The sequence below is a fragment of the Herbaspirillum autotrophicum genome (assembly GCF_001189915.1).
In the GTDB taxonomy this organism is placed as follows: Bacteria; Pseudomonadota; Gammaproteobacteria; order Burkholderiales; family Burkholderiaceae_D; genus Herbaspirillum; species Herbaspirillum autotrophicum.
The window spans coordinates 311220-325412 of sequence record NZ_LFLS01000001.1 but is presented as its reverse complement, the minus strand read 5'-3'; the positions used below and the strand labels follow the sequence as shown (position 1 = coordinate 325412).

At 57.5% G+C, this 14193-nt stretch carries 11 protein-coding genes; 8 read left to right on the top strand and 3 right to left on the bottom strand.

What is annotated here, in order from left to right:
- Positions 1 to 158 precede the first annotated feature (158 nt).
- From AKL27_RS01405 to AKL27_RS01380, 6 genes are all read left to right on the top strand, one after another.
- Positions 159 to 1247: a putative 2-aminoethylphosphonate ABC transporter ATP-binding protein gene (locus AKL27_RS01405; protein ID WP_050460774.1), complete on the top strand. Its 1089-nt coding sequence runs from the start codon at positions 159 to 161 to the stop codon at positions 1245 to 1247.
- 7 nt (positions 1248 to 1254) lie between these two features.
- Positions 1255 to 3009: a putative 2-aminoethylphosphonate ABC transporter permease subunit gene (locus AKL27_RS01400; RefSeq protein WP_083438786.1), complete on the top strand. Its 1755-nt coding sequence runs from the start codon at positions 1255 to 1257 to the stop codon at positions 3007 to 3009.
- Positions 3010 to 3078: 69 nt separating this feature from the next.
- Positions 3079 to 4101: a putative 2-aminoethylphosphonate ABC transporter substrate-binding protein gene (locus tag AKL27_RS01395; RefSeq protein WP_232310858.1), complete on the top strand. Its 1023-nt coding sequence runs from the start codon at positions 3079 to 3081 to the stop codon at positions 4099 to 4101.
- A gap of 71 nt (positions 4102 to 4172) precedes the next feature.
- Positions 4173 to 5345: a TIGR03364 family FAD-dependent oxidoreductase gene (locus AKL27_RS01390; RefSeq protein WP_050460830.1), complete on the top strand. Its 1173-nt coding sequence runs from the start codon at positions 4173 to 4175 to the stop codon at positions 5343 to 5345.
- A 25-nt stretch (positions 5346 to 5370) separates the two neighbouring features.
- The gene (locus AKL27_RS01385; RefSeq protein ID WP_050460773.1) at positions 5371 to 5604 is read left to right on the top strand and encodes a hypothetical protein; all 234 of its coding nucleotides are present in this window, start codon (positions 5371 to 5373) and stop codon (positions 5602 to 5604) included.
- 250 nt (positions 5605 to 5854) lie between these two features.
- On the top strand, positions 5855 to 6352 hold the full coding sequence (locus AKL27_RS01380) for a DUF2059 domain-containing protein (RefSeq protein ID WP_157056743.1): 498 nt from the start codon (positions 5855 to 5857) through the stop codon (positions 6350 to 6352).
- A 63-nt stretch (positions 6353 to 6415) separates the two neighbouring features.
- On the opposite strand, the gene AKL27_RS27470 is transcribed toward AKL27_RS01380, so the two are convergent.
- Positions 6416 to 6832 (bottom strand): hypothetical protein, encoded by a 417-nt coding sequence (locus tag AKL27_RS27470; protein ID WP_157056742.1) that lies wholly within the window; start codon positions 6830 to 6832, stop codon positions 6416 to 6418.
- A 41-nt stretch (positions 6833 to 6873) separates the two neighbouring features.
- Between AKL27_RS27470 and AKL27_RS27465 the strand changes: the two genes are divergently transcribed.
- Complete coding sequence (locus tag AKL27_RS27465) at positions 6874 to 7578, top strand: hypothetical protein (RefSeq protein ID WP_157056741.1); 705 nt, start codon at positions 6874 to 6876, stop codon at positions 7576 to 7578.
- Between the two features lie 11 nt (positions 7579 to 7589).
- A complete protein-coding gene (locus AKL27_RS01365; RefSeq protein ID WP_232310857.1) occupies positions 7590 to 12176 on the top strand; it encodes a calcium-binding protein in 4587 nt (1528 codons plus the stop codon).
- A 9-nt stretch (positions 12177 to 12185) separates the two neighbouring features.
- On the opposite strand, the gene AKL27_RS01360 is transcribed toward AKL27_RS01365, so the two are convergent.
- Complete coding sequence (locus AKL27_RS01360) at positions 12186 to 13142, bottom strand: LysR substrate-binding domain-containing protein (RefSeq protein ID WP_050460769.1); 957 nt, start codon at positions 13140 to 13142, stop codon at positions 12186 to 12188.
- Positions 13143 to 13208: 66 nt separating this feature from the next.
- Positions 13209 to 14030 (bottom strand): FadR/GntR family transcriptional regulator, encoded by an 822-nt coding sequence (locus AKL27_RS01355; protein WP_083438776.1) that lies wholly within the window; start codon positions 14028 to 14030, stop codon positions 13209 to 13211.
- Positions 14031 to 14193: the final 163 nt, after the last annotated feature.

Here is a 14193-nt window from a genome sequence, read left to right as displayed (position 1 = left end):
CGCCCCTGCCACGCCGCCTGCCGGCGTTTCCTGCAAGACGAAGTCATCCAGCGGTCATATTTGCTGAGTATGATCCGCTCACTTCAGCCGGATCACGGTCCGGCTTTCGATCACCTCGATGCACAGACAGTTTTGCCTTTTGAAAGCGCGCCATCTGCATGCCGGTCTCCGCCTCCATTCCTGCTGACGATTCCCCTGACGTCTTTCTATCGGTACGTGACATCAATAAACGTTTCGGCGCATTCACGGCGCTCGATCAGGTGTCGCTGCAAGTAAAACAAGGGGAAATGGTGTGCCTGCTCGGTCCTTCCGGTTGCGGCAAAACCACGCTGCTGCGCACCATCGCCGGCCTCGAACGACAAGACAGCGGCAGCATCCATGCCGGTGGCCGCGATATTTCCCGGCTGCCGCCGCAAGCACGTGATTACGGCATTCTGTTTCAATCGTATGCGCTGTTTCCGAATCTGAGCGTGGCGCAAAACGTCGCGTATGGCCTCAACACCAAGCGTCTGAACCGCGTGCAAATACAACAACGGGTTACCGCTATGCTGGACATGGTGGGACTGGCCGGCAGCGAACACAAATTTCCCGGCCAGTTATCCGGCGGCCAGCAACAACGTGTGGCGCTGGCGCGTGCGCTGGCGCCGTCGCCGTCGCTGCTGTTGCTGGATGAACCCCTGTCGGCACTGGATGCGCAGGTACGCGAACATTTGCAATTCGAAATCCGGCGCCTGCAGCGCAGCTTTAACATCACCACCCTGATGGTCACGCACGATCAGGAAGAAGCGATGGCCATGTCGGATCGGATCGCCGTGATGCAAGCCGGCCGCATCGAACAATGCGGCACCCCCGATCAGATTTACCGCCATCCGGCCACCCCGTTCGTGGCCGACTTCATCGGGCAGTCGAACTGGCTGCCGTTCCAGCGAATGGCGAACAACAGCGTCGACATCGGCGGCCTCAGTCTGCAAGTCGAATACGCACCGAATGCCAGCGGCCGTCTGTTTTGCCGTCCCGAAGCAATCAATCTGTTGCCGGCTGCCGATGCCGACAACCGCGTGGAAGCGCGCATTACCGATCAGATTTATCTCGGCAACCGCTATCGCATCACACTGGCACTGGAACAACTTCCGGGGCTGTCGCTGATGGCCGATACCGTGTGCGAGGTGCGCGATCAATTGCCGCAGATGGCATCGCAAACCTTGTGGATCGCGCTGCCCCGCCATGCGCTGCAAGTCTTCGCCTGAAGTGCGCATGTCCGCCTCACTCGCTGCCGCCAGCATGCCTCCGCCTCCCGCCTCGTTGCCCCCGTATCCGGCCGCAGTCGCGCCCGCGCGCTGGTCGCATATCGACCGCGATGCCTTGCTGGCATCGGGCTTGAAATGGCTGTTGTTGCTGGCGCTGATTGTGTTTCTCGGTTTGCCGCTGGTCAGTGTGCTGGTGCTGGCCGTGCTCGACCAGCAGGGCGTCTGGTCGGGTCTGTTGCCGTGGCAACAATTGCTGAGCAATCCCAATTTCGTGCCGATGGTCGGTCGCAGCATCGCGGTCTCGGCTGCGGTGGCGACATTGGTCGTGCCACTCGCCTATCTGTTTGCCTACGCCCTGCACCGCACCCTGATTCCGCTCAAGGGCGTATGGCGCGCAGTGGCCTTGCTGCCGCTGCTGGCGCCTTCGTTGTTGCCCGGTATCGCCCTGATTTATCTGTTCGGCAATCAGGGGCTGTTCAAGGAATGGATGAATGGCAACATTTACGGTTTCTGGGGCATCTTGCTGGGCCAGGCGTTTTACACCTTTCCGCATGCCCTGATGATCTTGCTGTCGGCCTTGTCGATGGCCGATGGTCGTCTGTATGACGCCGCCTCCGCCATGGGTTCAAGCGGCTGGCGCACCTTCCGCAATGTCACATTGCCGGCCACGCGTTACGGCATCTTCGGCGCATTCTGCCTGGTGTTCACCTTGTCGATCACCGACTTCGGCGTACCCAAGATTGTCGGCGGCGCCTATAACGTGATGGCCGTCGAAGCTTACAAAGCGGTGGTCGGTCAGCAACAATTCGGACGCGGCGCCATGATCGGTTTGCTGCTGTTGATTCCGGCCGTGCTGACCTTCGTCATCGATGGCTGGCTGCAACGCCGGCAGCGGGCCCAGATGAGCAGCCGTGCTGAAATCTACCGGCCGCGCCGGCACTGGCCGCGCGACAGCGCTTATCTGCTGATCACGCTGGTGATCAGCGCCGCGTTGCTGCTGATGCTGACGGTCGCCATCGGCGCCTCGCTGGTCAAGCTGTGGCCCTACAACCTGCAACTGTCGCTGATGCACTACGACTTCGACAATATGGATGGCGGCGGCTGGCTGGCTTATCGCAACAGTATCAAGCTGGCATTCGGCACCAGCATCATCGGCACCGCCGTGATCTTCACCGGCGCCTGGCTGCTGGAAAAAACCCGCAGTCAACACTACTTGCACGGCTTGCTGCGGCTGCTGGTGTTCTTGCCGATGGCCGTGCCGGGTCTGGTGCTGGGCCTCGGTTATGTGTTCTTTTTCAATCACCCGGCCAATCCGCTCAACGGTTTGTACGGCAGCATGGCGATCCTGATTCTGTGTTCGGTGACGCACTTCTATACCACCGCCCACCTGAGCGCCGTCACTGCACTCAAACAGATCGATCCCGAATTTGAAGCCGCCTCGGCCTCGCTCAATGTGCCGCTGCTGCGCACCTATCTGCGCATCACGCTGCCGCTGTGCCTGCCCTCGGTGCTGGAAATTTTCCGCTATCTGTTCGTGTCCTCCATGACCACCGTCTCGGCCGTGATCTTTCTGTACAGCCCGAATACGGTGCTGGCAGCCGTCGCCGTCCTCAACATGGATGATGCCGGCGACGTCGGTCCGGCCGCTGCCATGTCGACGCTGATTCTGCTGACCTCGGCCGGCTTTTCGCTGCTGATGCATGTCGGTATCGCGCGCTGGGTTCGCCGGACACAGGCCTGGCGTCATACCAGCCGCCACTGAGCTGATTGAACCAACTGATTGAGCCAACTGATTCATCCGTCACCATTTTCAACCACCTGGAAAGCAACCATGAAATCTGCAACCATTTTCAAAATGCTGGCAACCGTGCTGGGCGCAAGCGCCCTGTTTTCTGCGCATGCGGCGTCGACCCTGACGGTCTATACCGCGCTCGAAGCAGATCAGATCAAGGCCTATCAGGCGGCGTTCGAAAAAGCCAATCCGGACATTGAAATCAAATGGGTGCGGGACTCGACCGGTATCGTCACCGCCAAGCTGCTGGCCGAGAAAAACAATCCGAAAGCCGACGTCATCTGGGGTCTGGCGGCATCCAGCCTGGCCATCCTCGACAAGGAAGGCATGCTGGAATCGTATGCCCCGAAAAACCTGAACCACATCGAAGCCAAGTATCGCAGCGCCGCCAACCCGCCAAGCTGGGTCGGCATGGATGTCTGGGGCTCGGCCATCTGCTTCAACACTGTGGAAGCGCAAAAACTGAACCTGCCGAAGCCGACCTCGTGGGCAGACCTGACCAAGCCCATCTATGCCGGCAAGATCGTGATGCCGCATCCGGCCTCTTCCGGCACCGGCTACCTCGATGTCAGCGCCTGGATTCAAATGATGGGCGAAGACAAGGCCTGGGCTTACATGGATGCCTTGCACAAGAATATCGGTCAATACACCCACTCTGGCTCGAAGCCATGCAAACAAGCCGCCACCGGTGAATTCCCGATCGGCATCGCGTTTGAATACCGCGCCGTGAAGACCAAGAAAGAAGGTGCGCCTATCGATATCATTCTGCCGTCGGAAGGTCTGGGCTGGGATATCGAAGCCACCGCCATCGTCAAGGGCAGCAAGAATCTGGATGCCGCCAAGCGCCTGGCTGACTTCTCTGCCAGCAAAGACGCCATGATGCTGTACGAAAAGAACTTCGCAGTGGTCGCCATGCCTGGCATCGCCAAGCCGGATGCCCTGTTGCCGGCCGATTACGAAAAGCGCCTGACCAAGAACGACTTCACCTGGGCCAGCAGCAATCGCGATCGCATTCTGACCGAATGGAGCAAGCGTTACGAAGCCAAGGCTGAAAAGAAATAAAGACACTTTCCGCGCGTGCCGGATGCCGGCATGCGCGGCGGCTGTCGCAAGGATATCTGATGCGCAACATGATGGGTAATTCAAGTCACGGCCATATCGATGTGGCCGTCGTGGGTGCCGGCATACTCGGCCTGGCACATGCTTTTGCAGCATCCAGACGCGGCTTGCGGGTAGCCGTATTTGAACGCAGCAGCGCCCCGCTCGGCGCCTCCATCCGCAACTTCGGCATGGTACTGGTCACCGGCCAGCCACCCGGACTGATGCATGCGCTGGCCCGCCAAAGCCGCGAGCTGTGGCTGCATCTGGCGCCACGCGCCCATTTCAGCGCACGCGAAACGGGCAGTTTGCTGTTTGCCCGCGATGCCCGCGAACACGCGGTGCTCGAAGAATTCATGATCACCCGCGCCCGGCAACATGGCTATGACGTATCGCTGTTGCAAGGCGAACGGCTGGCCGCGCTGTACAACGGCCGCTTTCGCCATCACCGTTCAGCCTTGCATGGCATGCGCGACCTGCAACTGTATTCACGCGAAGCGATACCCGCGCTGGTCTGTTATCTGCAATCACAAGGGGTGCAGTTTCATTTCAATACGCTGGTCAAGGAAGCCGGTGACGGCATGCTGGAAACCAGTGCCGGCGATGTCCATGCGGAACGCACGGTGGTGTGCAGCGGGCATGATTACCAGACGCTGTTTGCCGACCGTCTGCAAGCCATGCAGCTCAAGCAGTGCCGCTTGCACATGCTGCGCGCGGTGGCGCAAGCGCCATTGCCGCTGACCCACGCAGTGCTGACCGGCCTGTCTTGCACCCACTACGGCGCCTTCGCCGACCTGCCCGCAGCCGCGCTGTTACAGGCCCATATCAAAGAACACAGTCCGGCCTTGCAGCGCCATGGGATTCATTTGCTGGTCAGTCCGACGCCATATCAGGAATTGATCATCGGCGACTCACACCACTACGGCAACGACGCTCTGCCGTTCCAGCAGGAAGAAGTCGATACCCTGTTGCTGCAATTGGCGGAGCACACGCTGGGTGTCAATCTCAAGGTGGTCGAACGCTGGCAAGGCGTGTATGGCGCCAAGGGACCGGGACCGTTTTCGGTACTCAGCATCGATGATCAAACCACTGCCGTGCTGATGCACAGCGGCGTCGGCATGAGCGTCGGACTGGCGCTCGGTGAACGCGTCATGGCCGCGCTGATCAGCGGCAACAACCTGCCGGATGCAGCACGCGATCTGTTCTAGGAAGCGGCTGACGATTTCCTGAGCAATGGCGCTGGCAATGCCCGGTGCGATCACCGCATGTGCGTCATGGCTGGCCTTTTACCTATCTGCGCAACTGACCCATCAAGCAAAAAAACATTTCATCAACCACTGTATTGGCATGAACTTGAAGGCCTGCCATTCGCTGCGATTGCAGATGCGGATCGCCAGCCAGACCGTATCACACCAGCTGACCTCATCAACTGCCATCCGCCTCAGTAATCAAAAAACCAATATCTAGAAAAAAATGGATAGTTTTCGCAATTCTTCTTCTGTCCCGCTTTATCAGGCAGAGAACGTGCAAATATTCATCATTTCCCAGATTGAACTCACCAATATTCGACCATGAAAATATTTCTTCTTTGGTTGACTGGCCTGATTTTCCTCCTCGTCTTGCACTTATCAACCGTTACCGGACCTGGAACAATAGCGAAACGTCAGCGCGCCAGCATTAACAGATGCCCCAATGCCGCCAGCGATACGGACCATGCATGCTGAACCCATCCATGAAACGCGCGCGCATTTTTAAATTGATGGCATTTATCATCGCCACATTGACTTTTTCCTGGTGCCTCGCTGCTGAGTCTGCCACCAGTGCGATGGCATTGATTAAAAAAACAGGTATGGGCAGAAACCTGACATCGCTGAGTTATCAATATGCACAAGGCACCGTCACTTATCAAATGATCGTCGTTAATATTGGTCACGTCAGCGCCCGATCATTGCTTCTGAAAGAAATCAATGCCGCACTACCCAAGTATCAGGATCAGTGGGACAAAAACCTTGCCGAAGTCTATGCAGAAACGTTTTCTGCCGCCGAACTGGAATCTTTGGCCGAAAATCCGAAAGATTCTCCTTACGTGGCGAAGGTGATCGCGAATCGGGAAAAAATTGGTCGGCTGATGCACGAAAAGTCGATCGATCTGCTACAGGAACTTATTGCTAAAGCATTGCTTGGTGCATTTTCAAGCATCACGCCGAAGCAATAACGCTCTCGATCATTCAGGAAACATCCGAAATTCTTCTTTCAAATTCGAAGGCTGATTACATTCTCAATCAGCGCCGCCTCGCCGCCGACGTCCGTTGACGTGCCACACCCAAGCATGCTTGAATGCGGAGCACAAATTGATCGTGTCCGCAAATTCAATAACGTAAACAGTGATCACCATCAGCACAAAACGTGATTGCAATGGCGGCAAAGACAATTCAGGATGCAGCAGCTGATCTTGAATTTCAACGCCTGCAAGGTGACGTTGCAGTTGAATGCCGACGTGTTTTCTGTCAGTCAGCCCACACACATCCCGCGACCCGACATTCCTCTGCGTAGCCAACATCGCCATCGCGTGCAAGATCGCATCACGTCGATCAACATCATCAAATCCAGAAATCAAGAAACATGCATCTAGAAAAATAGCGATAGTTTTCGCGATTTTTCCATCAGGTCGGTTTATCAACGAAAGAGCGTGCAAATATTCATCTTCTTCCAGATTTCACTCATCAACCCTCGACCATGAAAACATTTTTTCTTTGGTTCATTGGCCTGCCTGTCGCGCTAATTCTGGCGGCACTTTTGATTGGCGTTTCGGTGAGTTTCTATAACGCACGCCAGAATTCTCCGACGTTCGACCCGGTTACATTTGATTTATCTGGCAATCGGCCTGATGGCACGTCAAAAAAAAATCCTGATCATATGTTTTATGTGCCTGCAAGGCATTGGGGCAGCTTTTCTTTGGAATATCAAAAAAAGCGGACATATTATTTTGTCTTTGAATTTGATTTTGATGACGTAGAAAATCCCCATCCAAACTACAGCAAAAATGGCGCCTTTGTACTAATCGAAAGACCGCCGAATGGAAAGTTGATGATCAATGCACTTCTGCAGAAATTGAGAAAAAAAACGCCCGTAAAAACTGACGGCAAGATGACAACCTATGTCGACGAAATAAATAAGAAATTTCTCACCCAAACTACTTACTTTGCGTATCAAGGATTTGATGGTGAAGACGTCGTCGCGCGGGTGCATCTGCGACTTCCCGAAAGCCCCATAGATGGTTATTTAGGGATGATGATCATGAGAAAAATACATCCTGATGTGGAAATAGAGTATTCCCTGGAAAACCGGAGTCCGTCTGAATTTTACGCCATAGACCAGAAAGTCACGACCTACATCAAGAGTTTGCAAATTCCCCCGGCATCATTCACCCGCCTGAAATAAAAGGAGCAGTTATGACTGAAACTTCCCTCGTTGGGACTGAAACTATCCTCGTCAACCTGACCCCGGAGCAACAAGCACAAATCAACACGTACATGACCAACAAGCAGTATCCGGCGGGTTATCGCTATGTCAAGGATATCGTCGACGCCAACATCCAGATCATCCACGCGCAGAATGTCTTGAGCGAGCAGAATGTCTTGAACAATCAGAATACCTTGAGCAATTTGAATATCTTGTCAAACTGGCTCGAGAATGCAACGGCGATCAACGCAAACGATGGCTCGTTTAAAAGTGAATTTGTGCGCGGGTATACCATGGCGTATGGCGCGCTAACGGGCAAAGTGATTACCGACAAAAGATTTCAGGATGTCTCGGATGCCTTGGCCCGCTCTGTATTGGGACGTATCGCAACAAAAGGCATACCGGAAGCCAGTCCAATTATCAAGTACGATCGTCAAAGCGCCACAGGAAGAGACGGCTTCGGTTTTTCCGAGGAATCCGGCTGGTCAGGAACATTGGGCGACAGATTGCCGCTCAGTCTCGGCGGTCTCGGCCAGGATTTTGCTCAGGTTAATTGTGAAAAATCAGCGATGAATTGTATCGTCAACTGGGCCTCCACATTGGGCGCGCATGTGGGCGGTGGTGCCAGAGCAGCAGGAATGGCGCTGGCCAATGGGGTGAAAAATATTCAGGATGCGGTGGCGAATGCATTGGGCACTGCGCAACCTGCCACACCATCTGCCACGCCCGCCCTCAACCCGTCGCCAGTGGCCCTGAGCGACCTGAGCATTAGTGCCACAGCGGACGGCGTGACCACCATGGTGGCCACGGTCAAGGCCGATACCGATGCTGCCAACGCGACACCACGGGTGTATTCGATTACCATGCAGCCCATTACCAGCGGCGCACTGGCCAACCTGACACTGGTCACCACCACCAATAACCAAACCGGTCAATCCGAATTTCAATTACAACGGGCCGACGGCACCTCCTTGCAAGGCAATGTGGCCGCCAATGGCAATGTCTCGTTCTATGCGGACGGCAAGGCGCATGTCTTTGCCGGCGGCGCCTACCTCGGCGCCATGGGCATGGGCAGCCCTGCCCCCGGTGTACTGGCTGACGGTACTGCCGGCGATTACAGTTACCATCCGGGCAGCGGTGAAATCAGTCGCCGCCTGCACACCATCGGCGGCGCCCATATCGCCGGCTTTACCTTGCTGCAGACCTCGGTCAACGGCAGTGTCTGGGGCAACGACCGCTTTCAGTTCGACCACACCGCGGCGGCCACCGCGGCCGATCACGCCGCCTGGGCCGCCATGGGCAACGGCGCGCTCCACCGCTCCCGGTTTGAAAATCTGGTGAATGCTTCCACCGACTATTTGATCCATGCCAACCGACTGAGTCTGCCGCCCGTCGTCCCCACCGCTTGTTTTGCGCCGGACCTGCGCCCGATTGGTGCCTTTTACGAAAGCCGCTCTGCGTCGACCGACCACGCGCGGTCGATTGCCGGCAAGACCTTGCGCATTGTCGACAGTGCCGGTGCGGCAGTGACGGCGGCACAATTGACGGCACGCGATGTCGATCAGGACGGCCAACTGCGTGATGCCGAATTGGATGGCCTGTCGGCCTGGCGCGATTGGAATGAAGATGGCGTACTGAATCAGGCCGCCAATGCCGACAATGCAGCGGACAGCGTCAATGAACTGACTGCCTTGCAGGCAGCATTGGCCGACGCCGGGCTGAGCAGTGTGCGCGCCAGCGACTACCATTTTTACACTGCCGGCAACGCGGACGCCCGCAGCGTGGCCGACGCCACTGCAATCGTGCCGGTCACTGCGCGCAATACGCTCACCGCCCCTGCAGCACCGGTCAGCAATTATGCAAGCTTGCGCAGCACCGGCAATCACCGCACGATCAGCATGGGCACCATCGTCGATCAGTATGTCAGCATCAACGGTAACCTGGTGCCCTGGAAAACCCATTACGGTGAAACCGCGTGGCACGACTGGCAGACCGACCAGATCAAGCAGACCAACGACAATACGGCACTGGTCGGCACCGCCGGCGAGGACCGCTTCGATGCGCGCTACTACAGTAACGTGAGCTGGTTGCCCGGCGCCGGCCTGATCCATTTTTACGGCGGTGACGGCGATGATATGGTCGGCGGCAGCAGCCGCAACGACACGGTCTGGGGCGGCACCGGCAACGATCTGCTAGTCGGTTACGACGGCGATGACGGGCTGTATGGTGAAGACGGCAACGACGAATTGCACGGCGATGCCGGCAATGACATGCTCGACGGCGGCGCCGGTGACGACAAGCTGTTTGGACAGGTCGGCAACGACACCCTGAACGGCGGTGATGGTGACGACATCCTGATCGGCTTCACGGGAACCAATGAAGCCAAGCAAACCCTCGACGCCGGTGAAACCGATAATGACACCCTGTTCGGCGGCGATGGCAATGACCAGATGTCTGGCGGTCTCGGTGACGACGACATGGACGGCGGCAATGATAACGATCTGGTCATCGGAGACGAAGGTAACGACAGCTTGTCCGGCGCGGCCGGCAACGATGAACTCAATGGCGGGGATGGCGATGACATCCTGGATGGTGGCAGCGGCGCCGACAAAATGTTTGGCGGCAGCGGCAATGACCGCATGTGGGGCGGTGACGGCAACGACATCATGATCGGCTTCAATCCGGTCAACGATCCGCGCCAGACCTTGCGCGCCGAAGAGACTGACGACGATGTCATGCGCGGCGGCGCCGGCACCGATCTGATGGTCGGTGGCTGGGGTGACGACCAGCTCTGGGGCGGAACCGGCAACGATGAATTGCAAGGCGGCAGCGGTGACGATGCGCAATATGGCGAAGATGGTGACGATCGTCTGTTTGGCGGCGCCGGCAACGATGTGATTTACGGCGGCGACGGCGACGACCTGCTCGTCGGTGGTGCCGCCAGCAACGAGCAAGCCCTTGCCGCCGGCACCCGCGACAGCAATTTCCTGTATGGCGGCGCCGGCAGCGATACGATTGTTGGCGGCATCGGCGATGACTATATCGACGGCGGTGCCGGTGCCGACCGCATGCGCGGCGGCAGCGGCGACGACAGCTATATCGTCAACAGCGTCAACGATGTGATTCTGGAACGGCAGGATGAAGGTTACGACACCGTCATCGCCAGCACCAACTACATTCTCAATGCCCATATTGAAGAGTTGCGGCTGCTGGCAGGAGAGCGCATCAATGGCACCGGCAACAGCCTCGACAACACGCTGATCGGCAATGACCAGGACAACATTCTGGATGGCGTGACGGGTGCCGACCTCATGATCGGCGGGCGCGGCAACGATACTTATGATGTGGACAACCTCGGCGACCGGGTGCTGGAACTGGCTGACGAAGGTAATGATACGGTCAACGCCAGCATCAGCCATACCCTCGGCGAGCATATCGAGAATCTGCATCTGCTGGATTTTTCCAAGCCCGAAAAAGGCATTGCCGACGGCGTCGATATTCTGGTCTACGGTTATCCCAAGGCGCATGAGCTCGATTACCTGCAAGGCGACGCCGTCGCCGGTTACGCGGGAACCTGTGCCCTGACCAGTATTGCCAATCTGGGGAGGCAGGCCAATCTGGCCTTGTCGGAAGCAGACGTGGTGCAAAAGGCGATTGACAACGGCTGGGCCGTGACCGATCCGACCGCCACCGATTATCAACGCGGCGGCTCCAACTACCTTGGTCAGCAGGCGTTGCTGGACAGCTACGGCATTCGCAACGGCGTGCTCATGGGCTACAACGAACAAGCCATTGCCAACCTGATCAAGGGCGGGCGTGGCATCATCATTGGCCTGAATGCCGGCAAGCTGTGGCAAGACGACGCCTATCTGGATCACGGCGGCGTGAACCACGCGGTCACCGTCACCGGCGTCGCCTGCGACAGCGCCACCGGCGATATCAACGGTTTCTATATTGCCGACTCGGGTCGCGGTCTGGTGAACGATATGACCCGTTATGTATCAATTGCCGATTTCCGTGCCGACGCGCAAGTGGCCAACGCCTATTTCATTTACACCGTGGAACCGATCAAATTATGGGAAGAGAATATCAACGGCACCGGCAATGCGCTCGATAACACGCTGGTCGGCAATCGCGGCAACAACATGCTCACCGGCGGCAAAGGCAACGACACGCTGATCGGCGGCGCCGGCAATGACACCTATGTGTTCGGCAGCGGCGACGGCCAGGACCTGATCGTGGAGCAGGATGCCACGCCCGGCAATACCGATGTGCTGCAATTGACGGACATCCGGCAGAGCGATCTGCGGTTTGCGCATGTCGGCGACGATCTGCACATCAATGTGACGGCAAGCACCGATCAGATCATCGTGAAAGACTGGTATGCGAGTGGCATTGCCGGCAGCGGCAACCAGATTGAGCAGATCAGGACCGCAGACGGTCTGACCTTGCATCACACCGAGGTCGACCAGCTGATTCAGGCCATGGCCGCATTTGCACCGCCGCCGGCGGCACAGAGCAACCTGAGCCACCAGCAAGTCAACCAGGCGCAAGTATTACTGACGGTGTCGCACTGAGGCGGTGGTTCAGCGCTGGCTTGATCCGCCGTCGCGTGCCAGCGCCTGCGCATGCCGCCAGCGGCCGTTGCGACACAACTCATCGGTCACATCCAGCACCAGCCGCTCTACTGCCGCAGCAGCATTGGTCAGCGGAATATTTTTCGACGCGCACAAGACCAGCGTGCGCGAAATTTTTTCACCGCTGATGGTATGCGCCACCATGTCGCCGCGTTCAATTTCGGCCAGCAATGGCGCCACCGGCAAGATGGTGGCGCCGATATCGGCCAGAATCGCCGATTTCAGAATCGCCACCGAATTGATCTCGATCACGTTGTCGAGCGACATGCCTTGCGTGCGCACGATATTTTCGATGCGCGGCCGCACGCCATGCTGCAAGCCGGGCAAGATCAGCGGCGCGGCAATCGCCTTGGCCAGCGTCACCGACTTGCGGTGCGCGCCGTACTGCGATTTGGCGCGCGTGATGTACATCATTTCTTCTTCCACCATCGGCGTATTGGCGAAGGCCGACAATTGACCGTCGTCAAACAATACCGCCAGGTTGATGCGCCCCGAGCGCAACTGCACAATCAGATTGCCGGTCAATTCTTCGGTCAGCAACAAGGTGATATCCGGATAGGTGGCCCGGATCGCCGTCAGCAAAGGCAACGCCAGCGCGCCCGACACACTTTGCGGAATGCCCAGCGCCACCGTGCCGGATGGCTTGTCGGTCGATTGCGAGACCGCCGACTTGGCATCGGTGACCTGCTTCAGGATCGCCTGCGCATGTTCATAGAAAATCTTGCCGGCATCGGTTGCAATGACGCCTTGCGCCGAACGGTGCAGCAACTGCGCCTCCAGCTCTTCTTCGAGTTGCCGGATTTGCTGGGTCAGCGCCGGCTGCGCAATATGCAATACACGCGCCGCGCGTGACAAGGAACCGTGATCGACGATGGCGACGAAGTAACGCAGTTGACGCAATTCCATGAAGGCACTTCCAGAAAATATTTGTTAAATGGTTTTACAAGCCGGCATGCCGGACAGCGCTGCCGGTTACAGACCCGGCCGGCTGTTGAACATGCGGCTGCGGGCATTTTCAATGTGACCGCGCATGGCGCGGCGCGCGCCTTCGGCATCTTGCTGACGGATCAGCTCAAACAGCCGGCGATGCTCCGCCATGGCGTCCTCCGAGCGTTTCCACGGTTGAATATGCACCAGATGGCGCAACAGATTGACGGCGTGGCTGACGTCGTATTCCAGCGTCTTCAGAATTTGTACGAAACGCTGGTTGGCCGTGGCAGCCGCAATCGCTTCATGGAAGGCGTAATCGAAATGGTGGGCAATCGCGCCGGTAGCATTGGCTTCTTCCAGCTTGCCCAGCATCAGTTCCATCTGCTCCAGATCCGAAGCGCTGCGGCGCAACGCTGCCATGTAGGCGCATTCAGGCTCGATCACCATGCGCAATTCCAGACCATTCATGATGTGGCCGATGCGCTCGGCCGGCTCGGCGTCGGGCAAGGTGGCGGCCAGTTCCGGCTTGTCTTTGACGTAGGTGCCGGAGCCGCGGATCGATTCCACCAGTTGATCTTCGCGCAAGCGGTCCAGCGCCTGCCGCACAATCGGGCGCGACACATCGAACAGCGCCGCCAGATCATTTTCCGAAGGCAACCGGCTGCCGACCGCGATCTTGCCTTCGACGATGGCATGGAACAGGTTTTCGTAGACGCGCTCGGCAAAGCGCTCCAGCCGGATCGGCCCGAGCCCGGCAGCCGCCAGCGCCAGCGCATCTGCCGACAAACCGGGCGTCTTGATATTGACAACTTTGGCGACGCTGTCGCTGCTGTCTTGACTGATTTCGTTGGCAGATTTCGGCATGGCAATTGTCCCGGTAATCGCGTTATCGCGTGATTTGCCTCGCATCGTACCGGATTTTAGCGCGTGGCAGCAGGTTGACTCAGAATACCGTTGCCACAACAACAATGGCCGATCCGGCTTACAACCAAGTCAGATTAGTAATATTAGTTGACATCTTTATTTC